Below are 21,767 nucleotides of genomic sequence, written 5' to 3' on the forward strand. Positions count from 1 at the left end.
CAACTTTTTGGAAATACTTTGAAATATTCCATTAACAAAAAACATCGAGCTATTTATGTCAAAAATTACGGTAACAATTGCAATTGTATTGATTTTCTCCCTTTCTGCGTTTTCTCAAAAAAACAAACTTTCAGGAATTTTAACCGCTGGAATCGAAAAAAAACCCATTTGCAATTCAGTTGTTGCTTTATTAACTCCGGTAGACTCTGTTTTGTACCAATTTACACGCTCCGATCTAGAGGGGAAATTTATCATTAAAAATGTAAAACCAGGGAGTTATATTGTAATGACGTCGCACAGTCAGTATGCGGATTATTTAGATAATATAACCGTTACCACTAATGATAAGAATATAGGAACCATAGCTTTGATTAGCAAAATGGAACTATTGCGTGAGGTGATTATAAAAACGGGGTCGATTAAAATTAAAGGCGATACAACCAGTTATAGGGCTAGTGATTTTAAAGTTGATGCCAATGCCAACGTTGAAGATTTATTAAAAAAACTGCCCGGAATACAAGTAGATAAAAATGGAACCATCAAAGCAATGGGCGAAACTGTAGAAAGAGTATTGGTAGATGGCGAAGAATTTTTTGGGGATGATCCTGGTATGGCTATAAAAAATTTACGTGCCGATGCAATAAAAGAAGTACAGGTTTTTGATAAGAAAAGTGATCAAGCTGAGTTTACAGGAATAGATGATGGCGGTAGCAAAAAAACAATTAATCTGAGATTAAAGGAGGATAAAAAGAAAGGATATTTTGGTAAAATAGACGGAGCAAACCAACCCTTTACCGATGCGGATTCCAGATACAATAGCAATATCATGGTGAGTAGTTTTAAAGGCAAAAGAAAGCTTTCGGCTTTCTTATTAAATGGAAACACGGGTCAAGATGGATTAAGCTGGCAGGACAGTGACAAATTTGGAGGAGGAGACGGAAATGTCAGCATGAGTATGGACGATGATGGAAATGTAAATTACGAATGGTCCGGTGGCGATAATGATGACGAACCTTATGTAAATACTCAAAATGGTTTTATAAAAAACACGAATGCCGGATTGCAATACAACAACAAATGGAATGACAAACATTCCTTAAATTTATCACCCAAATACAACAGACAAAGTTACCAAAACAACAGCAGTAGAAATACGCAAACACAGGTAGGCGATACACAGTTAAATGAAAATAGAACTACTGCAAGCCATGTAAATAGAGATAACTTTAAACTTAATGCCGTGTATGATGTAAAAATAGACTCAATGAACACCCTGAAATTTACTGCCAAAACTAATTTTTATAATACTGAAAGTGATGAATCTACGACTGGAAATACCACTGGAAGCGACGGCATGTTAAGGAACAAACAGGAACGATTATTTAGCACAAAATCTGAAAAGGGAGCTATATCAGCGAGTGCTTTGTTCAAACATAAATTCACCAAGCCACGCAGAACACTTTCCATAAACAGCAGTTGGAATACTCTGAACACCAATGCTGACAATTTTTTAAAATCGGCTAACGAGAGCTATGAAGGAGGCAATTTTGCCTTTAGTAATGAGGTTAATCAAAATAAAATTGGAGATAAAACCAATCAAAATCTTGCTTTAAATGTGGCCTATACAGAGCCTATAGGTAAGAAATTTGCTTTGCAATTATCCTATCAAATTACCCATAATAAGGGTAATAGCAACTTCATAACGTATGATTTTTCAGATCTAACGGGTAAGTATGATATAATTGTTGATTCGCTGTCAAACCAATTCAAGCAAAATATTACAACAAATAAACCCGTTCTTAAATTAAGTTACAATGCCAAAAAGATAAATTATAGTTTTGGTAGTGGTTTTGGTTTTACGTCATTTAATTTACAAGATCAAACTTTAAATAAGGAATACATTCGCAGTTTTACTAATTTTTTTCCAACTGCAAATTTTTCATATAAGTACAAAAGCAACAGCAATTTGCGTGTGAATTATCAAGGTGCAACAAGACAGCCTACCATTGACCAATTGCAACCGCTTCGAAACAATCAAGATTTTTTTAACCAAGTGGTAGGAAACCCAGATTTAAAGCAATCTTTTACAAATAGTATCAACGTTTCTAATAATAGTTATAGCATTTTAACCGAAACTAACTTTTACCAAAGTATTTCTTTTAGAACAACCTCAAATTTGATTTCTTTTAATAGAGATATTGATCCAGAAAGCGCAAAAACAATTACAACTCCTATAAATACAAATGGTAATTTTTCAGCAAATTTATACATGGGTTACGGGTTTAAAATTAAAAAAATTGGGATGTATGTTAATCTCAGTCCTTCTGTAAATTATAATAAATCGGTCAATAGCATCAATAAGCAAATCAATAATTCGAATATTTTAAATTCTAATTTTTCGGTTTATTTAAATAAGTCTAAAGACAAGAAATACGATATCAATTTTAGTAATACTTTTGCAAACAGCCGCAACAGTACGTCTCAAAACAATGAGGTAAAATCATTTAACACCAATAATCTAGGTTTGGACGTTGCCGTTTACTTTAGAGAAAAATGGAAATTATCAACGGATTATAATTTATATTCTCGTCAAAAAACAGTTGATTTTCAAACCAATCTTACCAATCAATTGTGGAATGCCAGGTTCCAACGTACTTTTAAGAACGATGAGTTTACCGCTTATATAATGGTGCGTGATATTTTGAATCAAAACATAGGTATAAGTAGATTTGTTTATGAAAATACAATAGGGGAAGAGCAAAATGATAGACTCCGACGCTATGCTATGATAGGTTTTACATGGAATTTTAAAAATAAAAGCGGTATCGAAAAAAAATAAATAAGCGGATATACAAATTGTAATTTAGTATCGAAAAATGTCAATATTTTAGAATAAAACTTCTCACTACTTTAAAAAATAACCCAATGAAATCAATATATTTTTACATCACATTATTTGTTTTTACTACAGGATCCTATGCACAGCAATTTGTAGATAAGGCTGTAATTGAGTATGAAGTCAATACCAATCTCAAAAAAACAATGAGTAATGACAGTTGGGACGAAATGATGAAAGAAAACTTATCAGACTTAAAAATATCGTATTTCACCTATACTTTTGAAGACAATAAAAGTGTATTTAAATTCGACAGATGGAGTCCCAAAACAAGAATCCCAAAACAAGAGAAAGAAGCTGATGAAGAAAACACCTGGTTTTTTGATTTTACAACCAGAAAAATGAACATGCAAAAGCAAATTGTAGGTACTAATTTTGTAATTGCAGATAGTATTCCAAATATCCAATGGAAAATCACAAACGAGCATAGAGAAATAGCGGGTTACAATTGTAGAAAAGCAGTAGGGAAAATATTTGATGATGTATATGTGTTTGCTTTTTATACAGACGAGATCACCATTACTGGTGGTCCATGTAGTATAAATGGATTGCCAGGTATGATTTTAGGGCTTTCTATACCAAGATTATATACGTCATACATAGCAACTAAAATAGATTTAAGAGTAAAAGATAGCGCGGTGATTAAACCCAATACAGCTAAGAAAACCTATGATTTAAAAGAACTAAAAACATTAATAGAAGAAAAAACAAAGGACTGGTATACTTACGGAGAGGACAAGGAAGAGAATAAAAGACAAAAAAACATGTTCTTGTGGAATGCTTTCTTGTAATGCTTTGACGGTGATTTAATTTGCTAGTTCTTAATAATGAAGTCTTAAAACAAGATCGTAACTAAACCCAAGTTTTCTCGTCTTGACAGCGCTTAAAAATATATTTGTAGTTTGACATGTGCAAATAAAAAAGTTGCAGGTTATGAAGATGCCATGCGCACGATTGCTGTTGAAGATATAGTTGAAAAAATTAAAATTGTTTTGAACCGTTAAGGAATTTAGAAAAATTAAGTCTTAATGATGCATCACAAGATGTTTTACAACATTCCATTAAAAAAAGAGTTTGCACTGTGCAAACTCTTTTTTTAATGGAATACCGCTATTAAGGGGAAGAGTTTCCTAAACATCATCATAATCTACATAGATAGTTTCAGAGGTTGGATGTGCTTGACAGGTAAGAATCAAACCATCGGCGATTTCTTTATCGGTAAGAATGGAATTTTTAGTCATTTCGGCAGTTCCGGAGGTAACACGAGCAAGACAGCTGCTGCAAATTCCGCCTTGGCACGAATACGGAGCATCAATGCCTTGTTTTAAAGCAGCATCAAGTACGGTTTGTTTTTGTGACATTTCAAAAGTCGTTTCCTCGTCATCAACCATGATAGTGATTTTAGAATGGCCTCCTAATGATTTTTCTATTTTATTTTCTTTAGTTGAAGAAGAAAATAATTCAAATTTTATGGCGGATTCTTTAACGTTGTGCTCCTTCAAAACCGCAGAAACGGTATTGATCATTTCTTCCGGACCACATAAATAAAACTTATCAAACTCTAATTCCTTGTGTTTATTATTCAAAACAAAATTTACAGTCGATTTTTCAATCCGCCCAAACAAAGCATGTTCTGCTTTGGCTTGACTGTAAACATAATGTACAAAAAGGCGGCCCACATATTGCAATTGCAAATCGTGTAATTCTTGATGAAATATGGTTTCTTCAGGCGTTTTGTTTCCGTAAACCAACACAAAAGAACTCTTAGGTTCATTTTTCAAGACCGATTTTAAGATGGAAAGTACCGGTGTGATTCCGCTTCCTGCTACAAAAGAAGCGTAGTTTTTTTGTCGGTCCGCTTGCGGTTCAAAAGTGAATTTTCCTTCTGGTTTTCCTACTTCAAGAACATCACCTGCTTTCAGTTTTGTGTTAGCAAATTGAGAGAAAGCACCGTTTTTTACTGCTTTTACTGCAATGCGCAACTCGCCACTTTCCGGAGAAGAACAGATAGAATATGCCCGACGAATTTCTTCACCATCAAGTGTTAATTTCAAATTGATATATTGACCGGCAATAAAAGCATAGATTGGTTTTAATTCTGCAGGAACGTTAAAAAGTATCGAAACAGCGTCTTTAGTTTCGCGTTTTACTTCTTTTATGATTAATTTTAAAAAGGATGACATGTGATTATTTTTTTACAAAGATAGGAAACAGAATAGGTTTTTTGAATTCAAACTATTTGAAAATTTATATACCTAAAATCGTTATGTATAAGAATCTTATGTATATTTGAATTTTAAAGTAAGAAATACCACAAAACTTGCGCCGATTCAATCATGAAAAACTCACAATTATACAAAGGTAGCCTGAATACAATTATAATGAAATTGCTGGAAGAAAACGGCAAGATGTACGGTTATGAAATTACCCAGAAAGTAAAGACGATCACCCAAGGCGAACTCAACATCACCGAAGGCGCTTTGTATCCGGCCTTGCACAAACTGGAAGCCGAAGGTTTATTGGATGTCGAGATTGAAAAAGTGGATAATCGCATGCGTAAATATTACAAACTCACCGAAAGTGGTCAGAAAGAAACCGTAAACCGACTCTCAGAACTTGAAGATTTTATCCGGAATATGCAGAGTTTAGTGAACCCCAGTCCAAAATTAGAATTTTAATTTTATGAAGATGAAATTAACCACCGAACAAGTAGCTCAAATAGAAGAAACTTTAGTTTTAAATGGACTCGTTTATCAAGATGTCAAACTGGAATTATTAGACCATATCGCTTCGGAAATAGAAGAAAAAATATGTAATGAAACGAATTCTTTTGAAGTTGCTTTCAAAGAAGTTTTTAAAAAATGGAAACCAGAATTAAGACTAAGTTCTTATGGTTTATTGCTCGGTCGAGGTTATTCCGGACCAAAAATAATAATGGATAAAATAGCTAGATATACTAAATCAAGATTTTGGTATATTACTTTAGGGGCAATTCCTTTGACTTTAATTGTAACAGCTTTTATTCATTTTTTTAATACCGAAACATTTACTTATTTTTTCACAAAAGCACTAAGAACTCTTTTTGTAACGGAAGTTTTTTTGGTAACAATAGCTTGGATAATAATTTGGAAATATAAGCACAAAACCACTTTTAGCTATCTTTTTAAAAAAAGAAGTATTCTAGTGTTTTTTCAACCTTTGTTATTGGGAGTTGGATTAGTGCCTATTAAACTTATAAATATTGAGACAGATGTTCAAATGGGATTTGTATATGTCTTTTTTCTGATCCTTTTGTTTTTCATGATTGATTTTGTTTTGGTATTTCAGCATATACGAGTGATTAAAAAACTATCAGTTCCTAAATCATGAAACTAACTGCGCAACAAATAGACCATCTCTACCTTTTTACCCGTCAGCATTATGTGGAATATTACGATCTACAAACGGAATTAGTCGATCATTTGGCAAACGCCATTGAAACTGAATGGGAACAAAATCCCAAGCTTACTTTTGGCGAAGTTCTACATAAAGAATTTAGGAAGTTTGGCGTTTTTGGATTTATGGATGTGGTAGAAAGTCGTCAAGCTGTTCTTCATAAAAAGTACAATCGGTTAGTCTTTCAACATTTTAAAACGTTTTTTAAACTGCCAAAAATTCTATTAACAATAGTAATGACCTTTTTACTTTTTAATATTCTGAAAACAAGTATTTACAACGACTATATTTTTATTGCCATTTGTATGAGTTATTTTGGATTTATTTTTCATGAATTTTACAAGAATAAGAAAATCAAAAAGACACAAAAAGAGACCAATAAAAAGAAATGGTTGTTTGAAGAAATTATCAACCAATACGGTGTTTCCTCAGGCGCTTTTTCGGTTCCATTTTATTTTTTTATTCAAATAAGCAGTCGTGCTGAAAGATATTTAGTAAATGATTATTGGATTTTCTCAGTAAGTTTTATGATAGTACTTTTTGGAATTTTAAATTATATTTTATTCAGAGTCATCCCTTCCAAGGCTGAAGCCTATTTAAAACAAACCTACCCGGAATATAAATTAGAAAATTTGTAACGTTTTCTTATTTTGACTACATACTATAAAACCAAAACAACCAAACTATGATTCAAAAATTTATTTATCTGGAATGGAAAGCTTTTACCAGATCAGCTTCCTTTGCAACTAATCTGGCTTTGAAAATTCTGATGGGCTTTGTCGCCGTTTATTTCATTTTAATTTTCTTGGCATTAGGAGTTGGGGCCTTTTATATTCTAAAGAAAATGAATCTGGACCCCATCGTAACGGTAAACAAATTCATGATTTATTATGTATTGATGGATTTAATCATCCGATTGCTGTTGCAAAAAATCCCCGTGATGAACATTCGCCCGATGTTGATTTTCCCCATAAAAAAAGCCACCATTGTTCATTTTTCCTTGGGAAAAACCGTTTTGTCCTTCTTTAATTTGGTGCATGGTTTTTTCTTAATTCCGTTTTGTGTTGTTTTAATTATTGAAGGCTATGATGTGGTGTCAGTGGTACTATGGTATGCCGCGCTGTCTTCTTTGATATTCATCAATAATTTTCTAAATATTCTACTGAGTAATAAAGACAATTTATTTGCCATTTTCTTAGCAATAGTAGCCGTTTTAGGAGGGTTGCATTATTATGGATTTTTTAATGTTACGGATTATACCGCTCCGTTTTTCGATGCTATTTTCAATACGTATTGGGCTTTTTCCATACTGGTTTTGGCTTTAATCGGTATATATTATGTCACATTCCTGTATTTCAAAAAGAATTTATACCTGGATGCGGGATTGTCAAACAAACACGATGTTGCCAAAACGGAGGAGTTGACTTGGTTGAACCAATTTGGAACCATTGGAACTTTTTTGAAAAATGACATTAAATTAATCAAAAGAAACAAACGATCTAAAACCACAGTAGGATTGAGCGTGATGTTCCTTTTTTATGGCTTTCTTTTTTTTACCAATGCAATTGAAGTGTACAACAATCCTGTAATGCACATTTTTGCCGGGATTTTTGTTTCGGGAGGATTCCTTATCACTTTCGGCCAATTTGTACCGAGCTGGGATAGTGCGTATTATCCGTTAATGATGACGCAAAACATTCCTTACAAAGGCTATTTGAGTTCTAAATGGTGGCTGATGGTGATTGCAACAATAGTCACCACAACCATTGCCTCTTTCTATCTTTATTTTGGGTGGCAGGTGTATTTAACCATCGTTGTGGGTGCAATTTATAACATTGGAGTCAATTCTCATTTGGTCTTGCTCGGTGGCGCATATACCAAAACGCCAATCGATTTGAGTTCTGGCAAAGGCGCTTTTGGCGACAAAAAAGCATTCAATATCAAAACCATGCTAATTTCACTACCGCAATTAGGATTGCCCGTTTTAATGTATTGGTTAGGTGCTAAATTAGGCAATCCCAATGTGGGATTAGCATTAGTAGCGTCGATGGGAGTAATAGGATTTGCATTAAAAAACAAAGTTTTCTCCTTGATTGAGAAAATCTATAAATCCGAAAAATACGCGACCCTAGCGGCATACAAACAAAAAGGATAATCAAGCGATTAACGAAATCAACAAATAACCGAATAAACTTTTTCAAAAATGATACAAGTAAACAACCTTTCGAAAACATACAACGGAACAACCGTATTAAAAATAGATACTTTAGAAATAAAAAAAGGCGAAAGCTTTGGATTAGTGGGAAATAACGGAGCTGGGAAAACCACTTTTTTCAGCCTTTTATTGGATTTAATCCAGCCATCAACAGGAAATATTGTCAATAACGAGGTACAGGTAAATACCAGCGAAAACTGGAAACCATTCACCGCTTCTTTCCTTGACGAAAGCTTCCTGATAGGTTACTTAACGCCCGAAGAATATTTTTATTTCATAGGGGATTTACGTGGGCAGAACAAAGCCGATGTCGATGCATTATTGGCTACCCATGAAGAATTTTTCAATGGAGAAATCCTTAATAACAAAAAATACTTACGCGATTTATCCAAAGGGAATCAGAAAAAAGTGGGAATCATTGCTACTTTAATCGGGAATCCAGAAGTGATTATTCTTGATGAGCCGTTTGCTAATTTAGACCCCACCACACAATTTCGATTAAAGAAAATCATCAAGGATTTAGCCGATAATCCAGAAATAACCGTACTGGTTTCCAGTCATGATTTGTTGCATACCGTTGAGGTGAGTAACAGGATAGTGGCTTTGCACAAAGGGGAGGTCGTCAAAGACATTCAAACTTCTCAAGAAACGTTGCAGGAATTAGAATTGTTTTTTGCCGTTTAAAAGTCAACACAACAGTCGTAGCCAAAACTTTTTACCGCTAATTCGCTAATTGTATTCTCCAATATGTTTATTTAATTAGCGGTTTAATTCGGGCGTAACCCTACGTTAAAACTTCGGGTCGGGCTGTGCGCTATATCTTTTTTTCTTGAAGAAAGAAAATAAAGGATGTCGCTTCCATTCCTTACGCAAGAGAGTAATATTTAAATATAACACCATAATCTTCACGATATCAAAAAGAAACGTATTTTTACCAGTCAATATACTAAAAAGTGTATTTAATAGTTAATTGATAAAAACGTTTTCCATTGAAAATCAATATATTTAAGCAGTTATTTTTCTTGTTATTTTTTATCTTTCTGGTAGCTTGTTCTACTAAGAAAGACACCTTTATAGCCAGAAATTCTCATGCGTTGAGCACAAAATATAATATTTTATATAATGGACAAGTAGGCTTGGATAAAGGAGTTCAGGCTATAAAATCCAGTAGTGATGATGATTTTTGGCAATTGTTGCCACCAGAAAAAATGCAAATTTTAGAAGATATTACAAGCACTGCAATACCAATCAATGCCGATTTTGAATTGGCAGAAGCCAAAGCTACTAAAGCGATTCAAAAACACTCTATGAATATTGGCGGAAGAGAAAAAAACACTCAAATTGATGAGGCCTATCTCATGCTTGGCAAGTCTCGCTATTATGATCAACGTTTTGTACCTGCTCTAGAGGCATTCAATTACATTCTTTACAAATATCCCAACAGTAGCAAGATTTATGAAGCTAAAATATGGCGTGAAAAAACCAACATGCGTCTGGGAAATGATGCTTTGGTTATAAAAAACATCAGTAAGCTATTGGAAGATCACGATGTAAAAAACCAAGTTTTTGCAGATGCCAACGCACTTTTAGCAGCATCCTTTTTAAATTTAGAAGAAAAAGACAGTGCCGTTTCCAAACTAAAAATAGCAGTTGAATTTACCAAAGTAAATCAAGAAAAAGCTCGGTATCGTTTTATTTTAGGGCAATTGTACCAGGAATTAGGATACCAGGACAGTGCCGTTACTTCCTATCAATCAGTGATTGAAATGAACAGAAAAGCGGAGCGAAAGTTTGTAATTCAGGCGCATGCTAAAAAAGCTGCATTATTTGATTATCAAACTGGAGATTCGGTTTCTTTTGTAAAAACATTTGACAAACTGATTAAAGACAGGGAAAATCGGCCGTACAAAGATTTGATTTTTCATCAAATGGCAGTGTTTCAGGAAAAGCAAAACAATCAAAAAGGGGCTTTGGATTTCTACAACGCATCGTTAAGAACAAATTCAAAAGACACGTATTTAGTTGCCTCCAATTATAGAAATTTAGGCAACTTGTATTTTAGAACTGCAGAATATCCTACAGCGGCAAAATATTACGACAGTACGCTGGTCAAACTGAATAACAAAACAAGGGAGTTTAATAAAATTCAAAAAACACGAAGCAATCTCGATGAGGTTATTTTGTATGAAGCGCTGGCAAAAAGAAATGACAGTATTTTAAATGTGGTTGCGATGCATCCAACGGATCGAATGGACTATTTTGAAAAGTATATTGGTAAACTTAAGAAGGAAGATGAAGTCAAAATACTTCTAGAAGAAAAAAACAAAGCAAAACAAGAAAATAGAGAAAGAAACAGTTCGACTGGTTTAATTGCTGCGGCTTCCAGTCAAGAGCCAATACAATTAGCACGCAAATCACCTATGGCACCACCCACTATTGCGAGTGTGGGTTCGCAACCAGCAACTAGTATTTTCTATTTTTATAATCCTACCACAGTGGCTTTTGGGAAAGTTGAATTCAAAAGAATATGGGGTGACAGGACTTTAAATGGTAATTGGAGGATTTCTTCGGGGAATACAAACCCAACTTTGGTTGATTCTCTGAATGTGGATAAAGCAGCTTCTGATAAGGAAGTAAAAACAATTAAAATAGTGGAGCGATACACTACAGATTTTTACTTGAAACAACTTCCGACTGAACAAATAGAATTGGATAGTATTAGGAAAGAACGAAATTTTGCATACTACCAATTGGGCGTTATTTATAAGGAAAAATTCAAAGAAAATAATTTGGCTATCGCTAAACTGGAACAAATATTAAAAAACAATCCCGAGGAAAAACTCGTTCTTCCTGTGATGTATAATTTGTATAAATTATACCAAATCACGGATGCAGATAAAGCAGAGGAAATGAAAAAAAGGATATCGGGGCAGTTTCCGGAATCGCGTTATGCACAGATAATTAACAATACCGATCCAAGTGCCATCAATCAAAATGAAACGCCGGAAAGTGTCTATAGTAAATGGTATAAATTATTCCAACAAGAACAATTTGCTACAGTTTTGGAAAATTCAGATAGTTTGATCAATCAGTTTTCTGGAGACGATATTGTATCAAAGTTCGAATTGCTTAAAGCAAACACCATCGGGAAGCTTAAAGGGGTATTGGCCTACAAAAAGGCTCTTCAAGAGATCGCGGATAATTATCCAAACAGTGAAGAAGGGAAAAACGCACAGCTAATCCTTAATGATCAGATTCCGTTTTTAGAAAAAATGGAGTTCAGTACAACAGATTCAAATAATTGGAAAATTCTATATCGAGTGGGTTCCCGTGAGGATAAAAACACAAAATTTTTGGAAGAAAAAATCAAAATGTTCATAGCCAGTGAAAACCTTCAAAAATTATATTATTCGTATGATATTTATACCGTAAACGAAAATTTTATTACCCTACACGGAATAAAATCACAGGTTTATGCGAATGATATAGCAGTAGTTTTAGAAGAAAATGCAAAATATAAAATTGTGGATGTCGCTATTGTCGTTTCGGGAGAGAATTATAAAGTGATCCAAATTAAGAAGAATCTTGAAGCGTATTTAGTACTAAAAAAAGAATAAATATGTTTGATAAAAAGCAAAAATCATACACTGATCTTTTGGGAAAGACCAATAGAATTGTTGAAGGAACAACTATAAAAGGCGATATTATTTCGCAGGCTGATTTTAGAATGGACGGAAACTTGATTGGTAATTTCCAGTCCGGTGGAAAAATTGTCATAGGTCCAGCTGGAAGCGTTACCGGAGATATTGTATGCAAAAATGCCGATATTGAAGGTAAATTTGATGGTAAGATTCAGGTGACTGAAGTGATGAATGTAAAATCCAAGGCCAGTATCCATGGCGAAGTTACCGTAGGAAAGTTATCCGTAGAACCGGGTGCTGACTTTAGTGCATCTTGTGTTATGAAACCACATATAAAAAACCAAACCCTTAGCGATGGACAACAAAACACCTCAAAAAAGAGCGAATAAATGGCTTCAGCTGATTAATATTCCGATTCAGATGGGCGCCATTATTTTTCTGTTTTCCTATCTCGGCGACTGGTTAGACGAAAACCATCCTCATCCAAAAGTATATTACAGTAAAGTTTTAGTGATGGTTGGCGTTGCTTTGTCTTTATATAACGTAATCCGACAAGTAAACGAAATCAACAAGACAAAATAATTAAAAACCACAACTCGGATCAACCAGTAATTGTTGCGCTTATAGATAGAACAGTTTTTTATCTTAGTGCCTTTAGGGTTAAAAACTAATACAATGAATTTAAAAAATTACAAACCACTTTTACCCTTACTAGTACTTGCGGGATTGGCTTACGGTATTCACAGGGCTGTTTTTTATGTTTTACATATAAATGATACCGCTTTCCATTATTCTATAGAAACCCTTTATTTGTTGTTTCTGGTTTTATCTATTGTGGTATTTGTGGTTTTGCTTAAAGTCAAAGAACGCAGTTTCGATAATGTGGGCATGTCCTTTCTTTTGAGTACCAGTATTAAAATGATAGTTTGTTATCTGATTTTAAAGCCTATATTGCAGGCTGCAGCCCAAAACAATGCAATAGAGAAAATTAATTTTTTTATGATGTTTATTCTCTTTTTAGCAATTGAAACGATATTAACAATACGTATATTAAACGAAAAGCAATAAATATGTGATTCAAGGAACAAATCCATCAAAAATAATTTTTTATATTCTTTTGAATATTAATAAAAGATGTACATTTGCACCAAATTTCAGAAACGTAATAAATTAAGATAATTAACTGTTATGGTGATTTCAAACAAACCACTTAGATTTATATTAGTAGCCTTGGTAGCGTGTCTTCCTCTAATCAGTTTTGCAAATCCTGAAGTGGATACTATGCAAGTAAAAACGGAAGTTGCTCCTGTTGCAGCCGAAGGAACTCATGTAGAGCCAACGGATGTAAAATCTAAAATTAAGGCATTTATTAACCATCACCTTTTGGATGCGCATGATTTTACTTTTTCAGTAAATGAAGAAACAGGAGCGCATTATGGTTTTTCATTGCCTGTTATACTCTGGGATAATGGATTGCAAGTATTTTCATCATCAAAATTTCATCATGGAGAAGAAGTTGCTGAACACAATGGAAACTTCTACGTATTGCACCACGAAAAAATATACAAAACGGAGGCGGATGGAGCTTTGACAGAAGAGCACGGTCATCCTACAAATGCAACTCCACTTGATTTATCGATTACGAAAAGTGTAATCGGTATTTTAGGAATAGCAGTCTTAATGTTTGTACTGTTTACAGGTTTAGCAAAATCGTACGGTAAAAATAACGGAATAGCATCTGGAGCTGGACGCTTTTTTGAGCCGCTTGTACTGTACATCAGAGACGAAATCGCCATTCCAAATATTGGAGAAAAAGGATATAAAAAATACATGAGTTATTTGTTAACTATATTTTTCTTTATTTTCTTTTTAAACATATTAGGATTAACACCGCTAGGATTTAACGTAACAGGAAATATTGCAATTACAGCATCATTGGCCTTGTTGACCTATTTAATCACCACTTTTACCGCTAATAAAAATTATTGGGGACACATTTTCTGGATGCCAGGCGTGCCGACTCCAATGAAATTTATTCTGGCTCCTATTGAATTATTAGGGACTATCATCAAACCATTTTCATTAATGATCCGTTTGTATGCTAACATTTTAGCAGGACACGTTGTTTTGATGAGTATCATTGGTTTAATGTTTATTTTTAAAAGTTGGATTGGAAGTACTTTGTCATTCGGATTGGCATTTGCGCTTTCTATTCTTGAAATATTGGTTGCATTTTTACAAGCATATATTTTTACCATGTTATCTGCGCTTTATTTTGGAGCAGGAAACGAAGAGCATCATCACGACGAGGCTCACCATTAAGTCGAAAGTTTAAAAGTCAGGTTGACTTTATGACAGTAGACTCTTAATAAGAATGTTTAATTTTTAATTTATATATTATGGAAATTCCAACTATTGTAGGAGCAGGATTGATTGTTATCGGAGCAGGTTTAGGTATTGGTAGAATTGGTGGTTCAGCAATGGACGCTATTGCTCGTCAACCAGAAGCTTCTGGAAAAATCCAAACAGCTATGCTTATCGCAGCTGCACTTATTGAAGGTATTGGTTTTGCTGCGTTATTCGCATCTTAATTAAAAACTTAAAAAAAACACTAGTTAACAACGGTTGGTTGTAACTAGTGTTTTTAAAATTAAAACATTACAAATTGCGATAAAAAGCAATTCATACTTTAAAATTTATAATTAGATATAATGGATAAGTTAATAAATGATTTTTCGTTTGGTTTGTTTGTTTGGCAAATAGTAATATTTGTTGGATTGATATTCTTGTTAAAAAAATTCGCTTGGAAACCAATTCTGGATGCCGTTAATGATAGAGAAGAAGGAATCAAAAATGCCTTGTTATCTGCTGAAAATGCTAGAAAAGAAATGCAAAACCTGCAAGCAGACAATCAACGTATTTTACAAGAAGCAAGATTAGAGCGTGACAACATGCTTAAAGACGCTCGTGAAATGAAAGAGAAAATGGTTGCTGATGCTAAAAACGAAGCACAAGCTCAAGGTCTGAAAATGATTGAACAAGCCAAAGCAGCAATTGAAAGTGAAAAAAATGCAGCTATGGCAGAATTGAAATTACAAGTTTCAACATTATCATTGAGTATCGCAGAAAAAATATTGAAAGACGAATTATCTAACAAAGAAGCTCAAACTAAATTAGTTGAGAAAATGTTAGGTGACGTAAAGTTAAACTAACAATTATGGCAAGTACAAGAGCAGCAATTCGTTATGCAAAAGCAATTCTAGACTTAGCAAACTCAAAAGGTGTTGCCGAAGTTGTAAATAAGGATATGAAATTGATTGCTTCAACAATTAATGGTAATTTGGAATTGAGTACTTTTATTCAAAATCCTACCATGAAAGTGGAAGTTAAAGAAAAAGCACTGTTAGAAGTTTTTGCCGATAGCAATGGTGTGACCCAAGGGTTGTTTCATTTGTTATTTGAAAACAAAAGATTCGAAATTCTAGAAGCAATTGCAATAGAGTACAGTAAATTATCGGATATTATGAATGGTATTGAAGTAGCGCAGGTTACTACAGCGATTCCTATGGATGCAGCATTAGAAGCTAAAGTTTTGGCTAAAATTGCAACCCTTTCGGATAAAAAAATCACAATCGAAAATATAGTAGATGCTTCTATCATTGGAGGATTTATTTTAAGAATAGGCGACAAGCAGTACAACGCTTCAGTAGCCAACAGATTACAAGTATTAAAAAGAGAGTTAAGTAATTAGTTTTATTGCACATTTAAGTGTCTAAATTATAAATTAAGATGGCGGAAATCAAACCTGCTGAAATTTCAGCAATATTAAGAAAGCAAGTAGAAGGTTTTGAATCTGGTGCTACACTAGAAGAAGTAGGAACAGTACTTCAAGTTGGAGATGGTATTGCTCGTGTTTACGGGCTTTCGAATGTTCAATATGGAGAGTTAGTTGAATTTGACAATGGATTAGAAGCTATTGTTTTGAATCTTGAAGAAGACAATGTAGGCGTGGTACTTTTAGGACCATCTACAGGAATCAAAGAGGGTTCAACTGCTAAAAGAACACAACGTATTGCTTCTCTTAAAGTAGGAGAACAAATGGTAGGTCGTGTAGTAAACACCCTTGGTTTTCCAATTGATGGTAAAGGACCAATCGGTGGAGATTTATACGAGATGCCTTTAGAGAGAAAAGCTCCTGGAGTTATCTTCCGTCAACCCGTTACTGAGCCATTACAAACAGGTATTAAAGCAGTAGATGCTATGATTCCAGTGGGTCGTGGACAACGTGAGCTAGTTATTGGTGACCGTCAAACAGGTAAATCAACGGTTTGTATCGATACGATCTTAAATCAAAAAGAATTTTATGATGCAGGAAAACCTGTATTTTGTATATATGTTGCCATTGGACAAAAAGCGTCAACTGTAGCGGGAATTGCTAAAATGTTAGAAGAAAAAGGAGCAATGGCGTATACCATTATTGTTGCTGCTAATGCTTCTGATCCAGCTCCGATGCAAGTATATGCTCCTTTTGCGGGTGCTGCAATTGGAGAATATTTTAGAGATTCAGGTCGCCCGGCTTTAATTGTTTATGATGATTTATCTAAACAAGCTGTTGCATACCGTGAGGTTTCTCTTTTATTGAGAAGACCACCGGGACGTGAAGCTTATCCTGGAGACGTTTTTTACTTACACAGTAGGTTATTAGAACGTGCTTGTAAGGTAATTGCAGATGATGGAATTGCTAAAGACATGAACGATTTACCAGATTCATTGAAATCAATTGTTAAAGGTGGTGGTTCTCTTACTGCTTTGCCAATTATTGAAACTCAAGCTGGTGACGTTTCTGCTTACATCCCAACAAACGTAATTTCGATTACAGATGGTCAAATTTTCTTGGATGGAGATTTGTTTAACTCTGGGGTTCGTCCAGCAATTAACGTAGGTATTTCGGTATCTCGTGTTGGTGGAAATGCACAAATTAAATCAATGAAAAAAGTAGCAGGTACTTTGAAACTGGATCAAGCACAATTCCGTGAATTGGAAGCGTTTGCTAAATTTGGTTCTGATCTTGATGCCGTTACTTTAAATGTAATTGAAAAAGGAAGAAGAAACGTTGAGATCTTGAAACAAGGTTTGAACGATCCTTATACTGTTGAAGATCAAGTTGCAATTATCTATGCGGGTTCTAAAAACTTGTTGAGAAATGTTCCTGTGAACAAAGTAAGAGAATTTGAGAAAGATTTCTTAGAATTCTTGAACAACAAACACAGAGCAACTCTTGATGCGTTGAAAGCAGGAAAATTGACAGACGAAATTACAGATGTAATCGAAACTGTAGCAAAAGAATTATCAGCAAAATATAACTAAAAATAGTCCAAAGTTGTAAAGTCCAAAGTCCTAAAGTCAGTTAATCGGCTTTTAAGTACTTTAGACTTTATGACTTTATGACATTAGACTAATATAAAATGGCAAATTTAAAGGAAATCCGTAATAGAATTACTTCCGTTTCATCTACGATGCAAATTACATCGGCAATGAAAATGGTTTCTGCAGCAAAGCTAAAGAAAGCACAAGATGCAATCACAGCAATGCGCCCTTATGCCGAAAAATTAACGGAATTATTGCAAAATCTTTCTGCTACACTGGAAGGTGATGCCGGTGGAGAATTTACAACCCAACGCGAAATCAAGAAGGTATTATTAGTAGTGATAACTTCAAATAGAGGTTTAGCTGGTGCTTTTAATACAAATGCAATTAAAGGCGCTAAAAACCGTGCTGAATTTTACTCAGGCAAACAAGTAGACGTTTTTGCTATTGGTAAAAAAGGAAACGATGTTTTGAGTAAAACACTTTCTGTAGTTGACAATCAAAGCGCTATTTTTGATGATTTGACTTTTGATAACGTAGCTAAGATTTCAGATCTTTTGACTCAGAAATTTCTTTCTGGTGAATATGATAAAATAGAGTTGATTTACAATCAATTTAAAAATGCCGCAACACAAATCATTCAAACGGAACAATTTTTGCCTTTAGCACCGATAAAATCCGATGTTGCAGTTTCGACTGGAGATTATATTTTTGAACCTTCAAAAGAAGAAATCGTGTTGACTTTGATTCCAAAATCGTTAAAAACACAATTGTATAAAGGAATTCGTGATTCATTTGCTTCAGAACACGGAGCGCGTATGACAGCCATGCACAAAGCCACGGATAATGCAACTGAATTGAGAAATCAATTGAAATTGACATACAATAAAGCACGTCAGGCATCTATTACTAACGAAATATTAGAGATTGTTGGTGGAGCAGAAGCATTGAATGGATAATAAAGTATTGATTCAAAATATATTCTAAGAGCCAACAGATGTTGGCTCTTTTTTTGTTTAATTTTATCGTTAAAAATAATACTAGAAAGTATGCAATTAAAAATTAGAGAACTAACCACAGTAGCGGAAATGCTTGGTAATATTGATGTAATGCGATTTTTATATCCCACTTTTACGGTAGAAAAATATGAATCGTATCTTATCGAGATGATTCCCCATAATTACAAACAGGTTGCCATTTTTGAAAACGAGGTTTGTGTGGCGGTTTCTGGATTTTGGTCAGGGACAAAACTTTGGTCAGGAAAATACATAGAGATTGATAATTTTATCGTTCATCCGGAGCATCGTTCCAAAGGATTGGGCAAAATGATGACGGATTATGTTGATGTTTTGGCCAAGGAAACTGGTTGTACGATGATTGTTTTAGATGCTTTTACTGGAAATTTCACGGCACATCGTTTCTATTATAATCAAGGTTATGTTCCAAAAGGATTTCACTTTCTTAAGATTCTAAACGAAGACGGATTAAGTTAAAATGGCTATTATGAAAGGATATAAAATAATTGGCCTCTTATTTAGCTCTGCATTAAGCCTTACTTTTTGTGCCATGAAACAAGAAATCCAAACGGAATTTCCTCAAGGAATGCAATCGATTTTTTATCAAAAAGATAAAAACGTTAAGGAAAGGACTGTCATGCATTTTTATATTGACTTCAAAAAACCACTTGCGGCAAATATCAAACTGAAGAAAATCTATTTTCACAATCAAGAATCTAGGGTTGAAGAAATCACTAAAAATACTTTTGTAGCACATTTTTATCAAAGCAATAAACAAGAAGATTTGATTCTGGATAGTAATCTTGCCAAAGAATATGGGAATAAAGCACCGGTTATTCAAAAATCTAAATTTGATTTAAAACGCAACGAAGCAGTTTTAGAATACAAGAAAGAGAATAAACTATATTTTTTTAAAATATCGAATGTCACAGAAAAGCCATAAAGCTATTTTCGGTGGAAAATGAATTAGTCTTTATTGTAGGTGTTTCGGTTTTAAAACTAATATTCACTTCAGCGGATTAAACCAAAGAATTAGTTATTTTTGTTTGCTTAATTTTAATAGACATACCATTTTGGGATTATATAAAAATCTTTTTAAACAGACTGCCATTTATGGATTGGCTACGGTGATACCAAGAATGTTCAGTTTTTTACTAGTGCCCTTATACACGGATTTACTTCCAAAAGAATCGTATGGAAAGGTTTCCATCATTTTTGCTGGAATGATTTTTTTTAATGTTATTCTGTCTTACGGAATGGAAACTGCTTTTTTTAGGTTTTACAACAAAGAAACCAATAAGAATTCAGTAGTAGAAACCACCTCCGTTTCTATTTTTTGGACTTCCATAGCGTTTTTATTCGGAGCTTTATTATTCCGAAATACATTATCTAGTTGGGCTGAAATAGACCAACAATACATTAGTTACACGATTTGGATTTTAGTGCTCGACGCTTTGGTGATTGTTCCATTCTCTAAATTAAGAGTCAATCAGCAACCCGTAAAATATGCGATAATCAAAATAGGAAATGTAGCTGTAAATCTGTTTTTGAATCTTTTCTTTTTAAGTTATTTACCCGCGATTGCAGAATCAAATCCTGAGAGTATCTTACGATCTCTATACATGGAAGATTTTCAGATAGGCTATATATTTGTTTCCAACATTGTTGCCAGCTTACTTACATTTATACTGCTATCGCCCAATTATTTCAAATTAAAATGGCATTTTGATTACCAACTCTGGAAAAGAATGATGCAGTACGGTATGCCAATCATGATTGCTGGGGTTGCCTTTGCGATCAACGAGCAATTTGACAAAATTTTATTGGGCTATTTATTGCCTCCTGATAGCGCTGCTGCTGAAGTAGGAGTGTATTCTGCCTGTTACAAATTGGGTTTGTTCATGGTTTTATACCGTACAGCCTACACTTTAGGAATCGAACCCTTCTTTTTCAGTCACTCTGAAAGCGAGGATGCGCCACAAACCTACGCGACAATTACCAAGTACTTTGTTATTTTCGGATCTTTTATATTGTTGTCCGTTATCGTTTTTGCAGATGTACTTAAAGTCATCATGATTCAGGACGAGTCCTACTGGGAAGCCATGAAAGTAGTACCGCTGATTATACTGGCCAACTTCTTCTTAGGGATTTACACCAATCTTTCTGTGTGGTACAAATTAATCGACAAAACTCACATTGGTGCTTACATTTCCATTGTGGGAGCCATAATTACACTCGTATTAAATTATCTGTTAATACCAACAATGAGCTATTATGGCTCAGCGATTGCCACTATTGCTGCCTATGGAAGTATGATGATGATTTCGTATTATTTTGGTAATAAATACTATCCTATCCCTTACGACACCAACAAAATCAGTATGTATCTATTGGTTTCGATAGGGTTTTCGGCTATTTCATTTTACGGTTTTAGAGAGAATTATTACATCGGAATCCCATTATTACTCGTATTTATGTATTTTATATACCATAATGAAAAAGAATTATTAACTAAAATTGTAACCCGAAGAAAGAACTAGAATAGAGTTCTCAGGAGCTATTTCCTGCTTTTTGCTGTATCTTTTCTTTTTTAAAGAAAAAAAGAAAAGGATGCCGCTGCAATCAGGGCTATTAAAAATCTATATTAATACGAAACAACAGCTACAAACAAATACTAGCAAGCCCCGACTTGTTGCTTCTACATCCATATTTTAAAATAAAAAAAATGAGAATAAACATAATTAACAAATCACAGCACACCTTGCCAAACTATGAAACTATAGCGTCGGCAGGAATGGACTTACGTGCTAATCTAACCGAATCCATAACATTAAAACCACTAGGCAGAGCCATTGTAAAAACAGGTCTTTTCATAGCGCTACCTATCGGGTACGAGGCACAAGTACGGCCAAGGAGCGGTTTGGCGGCTAAAAATGGAATTACCGTCCTGAATGCTCCGGGAACAGTAGATGCTGATTATCGGGGTGAAATTGGAGTTATTTTAGTAAATTTATCCAATGAAGATTTTGTTATTGAAAATGGAGAACGCATTGCCCAACTCATCATTGCAAAACACGAGCGTGCAGAATGGATCCAAGTCCAGGAGCTTTCAGAAACTTCTAGAGGCGAAGGTGGATTTGGGAGTACTGGAGTAAAATAATTTAATTTAATAATTCAAAGATTTAATAATTCAAAGA

General features: G+C 34.1%; 22 protein-coding genes. 21 read left to right on the plus strand and 1 reads right to left on the minus strand.

The window, feature by feature from the left end; all coding sequences use genetic code 11:
• Window positions 1-55 precede the first annotated feature (55 nt).
• Entirely contained in the window at window positions 56-2,839 is a 2,784-nt protein-coding gene (locus AC0608_RS04145; RefSeq protein WP_478288218.1) for an outer membrane beta-barrel protein, read from the plus strand.
• An 86-nt stretch (window positions 2,840-2,925) separates the two neighbouring features.
• A complete protein-coding gene (locus AC0608_RS04150) occupies window positions 2,926-3,687 on the plus strand; it encodes a GLPGLI family protein (RefSeq protein ID WP_478288219.1) in 762 nt (253 codons plus the stop codon).
• 339 nt (window positions 3,688-4,026) lie between these two features.
• Here AC0608_RS04150 and AC0608_RS04155 read toward each other — a convergent pair whose 3' ends face one another.
• Window positions 4,027-5,079 (minus strand): 2Fe-2S iron-sulfur cluster-binding protein, encoded by a 1,053-nt coding sequence (locus AC0608_RS04155; protein ID WP_478288220.1) that lies wholly within the window; start codon window positions 5,077-5,079, stop codon window positions 4,027-4,029.
• A gap of 153 nt (window positions 5,080-5,232) precedes the next feature.
• Here AC0608_RS04155 and AC0608_RS04160 point away from each other — a divergent pair, with 153 nt between their 5' ends.
• The 19 genes from AC0608_RS04160 (at window position 5,233) to dut (ending at window position 21,730) form a co-directional block, all read left to right on the plus strand.
• Entirely contained in the window at window positions 5,233-5,574 is a 342-nt protein-coding gene (locus AC0608_RS04160) for a PadR family transcriptional regulator (protein WP_417959050.1), read from the plus strand.
• Between the two features lie 10 nt (window positions 5,575-5,584).
• Window positions 5,585-6,265 (plus strand): hypothetical protein, encoded by a 681-nt coding sequence (locus tag AC0608_RS04165; protein WP_478288221.1) that lies wholly within the window; start codon window positions 5,585-5,587, stop codon window positions 6,263-6,265.
• Window positions 6,262-6,969: a hypothetical protein gene (locus AC0608_RS04170; protein ID WP_478288222.1), complete on the plus strand. Its 708-nt coding sequence runs from the start codon at window positions 6,262-6,264 to the stop codon at window positions 6,967-6,969. Before AC0608_RS04165 ends, AC0608_RS04170 begins: the two co-directional genes overlap by 4 nt.
• 47 nt (window positions 6,970-7,016) lie before the next feature.
• A complete protein-coding gene (locus AC0608_RS04175) occupies window positions 7,017-8,486 on the plus strand; it encodes a DUF5687 family protein (RefSeq protein WP_478288223.1) in 1,470 nt (489 codons plus the stop codon).
• Between the two features lie 48 nt (window positions 8,487-8,534).
• Window positions 8,535-9,230: an ABC transporter ATP-binding protein gene (locus AC0608_RS04180; RefSeq protein WP_417959054.1), complete on the plus strand. Its 696-nt coding sequence runs from the start codon at window positions 8,535-8,537 to the stop codon at window positions 9,228-9,230.
• Window positions 9,231-9,535: 305 nt separating this feature from the next.
• Window positions 9,536-12,163 carry a type IX secretion system periplasmic lipoprotein PorW/SprE gene (gene porW / locus AC0608_RS04185; RefSeq protein WP_478288224.1) on the plus strand — a complete coding sequence of 876 codons (2,628 nt, stop codon included), beginning with the start codon at window positions 9,536-9,538 and terminating at the stop codon, window positions 12,161-12,163.
• Between the two features lie 2 nt (window positions 12,164-12,165).
• Window positions 12,166-12,576, plus strand: coding sequence for a bactofilin family protein (locus AC0608_RS04190; RefSeq protein ID WP_417959056.1), 411 nt, complete (start codon window positions 12,166-12,168; stop codon window positions 12,574-12,576).
• Window positions 12,542-12,769, plus strand: coding sequence for an AtpZ/AtpI family protein (locus AC0608_RS04195; RefSeq protein ID WP_417959057.1), 228 nt, complete (start codon window positions 12,542-12,544; stop codon window positions 12,767-12,769). The genes AC0608_RS04190 and AC0608_RS04195 overlap by 35 nt, the downstream gene beginning before the upstream one ends.
• A 93-nt stretch (window positions 12,770-12,862) precedes the next feature.
• Window positions 12,863-13,255, plus strand: a complete 393-nt coding sequence (locus AC0608_RS04200) for a DUF6168 family protein (RefSeq protein ID WP_417959058.1) — start codon at window positions 12,863-12,865, stop codon at window positions 13,253-13,255.
• A 120-nt stretch (window positions 13,256-13,375) separates the two neighbouring features.
• Window positions 13,376-14,509 carry a F0F1 ATP synthase subunit A gene (gene atpB, locus AC0608_RS04205; RefSeq protein ID WP_478288225.1) on the plus strand — a complete coding sequence of 378 codons (1,134 nt, stop codon included), beginning with the start codon at window positions 13,376-13,378 and terminating at the stop codon, window positions 14,507-14,509.
• Between the two features lie 77 nt (window positions 14,510-14,586).
• Window positions 14,587-14,778, plus strand: a complete 192-nt coding sequence (atpE, locus tag AC0608_RS04210; RefSeq protein ID WP_073353856.1) for an ATP synthase F0 subunit C — start codon at window positions 14,587-14,589, stop codon at window positions 14,776-14,778.
• Window positions 14,779-14,898: 120 nt separating this feature from the next.
• On the plus strand, window positions 14,899-15,399 hold the full coding sequence (locus AC0608_RS04215; protein ID WP_417959060.1) for a F0F1 ATP synthase subunit B: 501 nt from the start codon (window positions 14,899-14,901) through the stop codon (window positions 15,397-15,399).
• Window positions 15,400-15,404: 5 nt separating this feature from the next.
• Complete coding sequence (gene atpH / locus AC0608_RS04220) at window positions 15,405-15,938, plus strand: ATP synthase F1 subunit delta (protein WP_478288226.1); 534 nt, start codon at window positions 15,405-15,407, stop codon at window positions 15,936-15,938.
• 38 nt (window positions 15,939-15,976) lie between these two features.
• The gene (atpA, locus tag AC0608_RS04225; RefSeq protein ID WP_126455013.1) at window positions 15,977-17,554 is read left to right on the plus strand and encodes a F0F1 ATP synthase subunit alpha; all 1,578 of its coding nucleotides are present in this window, start codon (window positions 15,977-15,979) and stop codon (window positions 17,552-17,554) included.
• 98 nt (window positions 17,555-17,652) lie between these two features.
• Entirely contained in the window at window positions 17,653-18,513 is an 861-nt protein-coding gene (gene atpG, locus AC0608_RS04230) for an ATP synthase F1 subunit gamma (protein WP_478288227.1), read from the plus strand.
• Window positions 18,514-18,603: 90 nt separating this feature from the next.
• Complete coding sequence (locus AC0608_RS04235; RefSeq protein ID WP_417959063.1) at window positions 18,604-19,047, plus strand: GNAT family N-acetyltransferase; 444 nt, start codon at window positions 18,604-18,606, stop codon at window positions 19,045-19,047.
• 10 nt (window positions 19,048-19,057) lie between these two features.
• Entirely contained in the window at window positions 19,058-19,513 is a 456-nt protein-coding gene (locus tag AC0608_RS04240; RefSeq protein WP_478288228.1) for a hypothetical protein, read from the plus strand.
• A gap of 130 nt (window positions 19,514-19,643) precedes the next feature.
• Complete coding sequence (locus AC0608_RS04245) at window positions 19,644-21,110, plus strand: lipopolysaccharide biosynthesis protein (RefSeq protein ID WP_478288229.1); 1,467 nt, start codon at window positions 19,644-19,646, stop codon at window positions 21,108-21,110.
• 185 nt (window positions 21,111-21,295) lie between these two features.
• Window positions 21,296-21,730, plus strand: a complete 435-nt coding sequence (gene dut / locus AC0608_RS04250) for a dUTP diphosphatase (protein ID WP_478288230.1) — start codon at window positions 21,296-21,298, stop codon at window positions 21,728-21,730.
• The last annotated feature ends 37 nt before the right edge of the window (window positions 21,731-21,767 follow it).

Source organism: Flavobacterium sp. GNP008 (genome assembly GCF_056428965.1).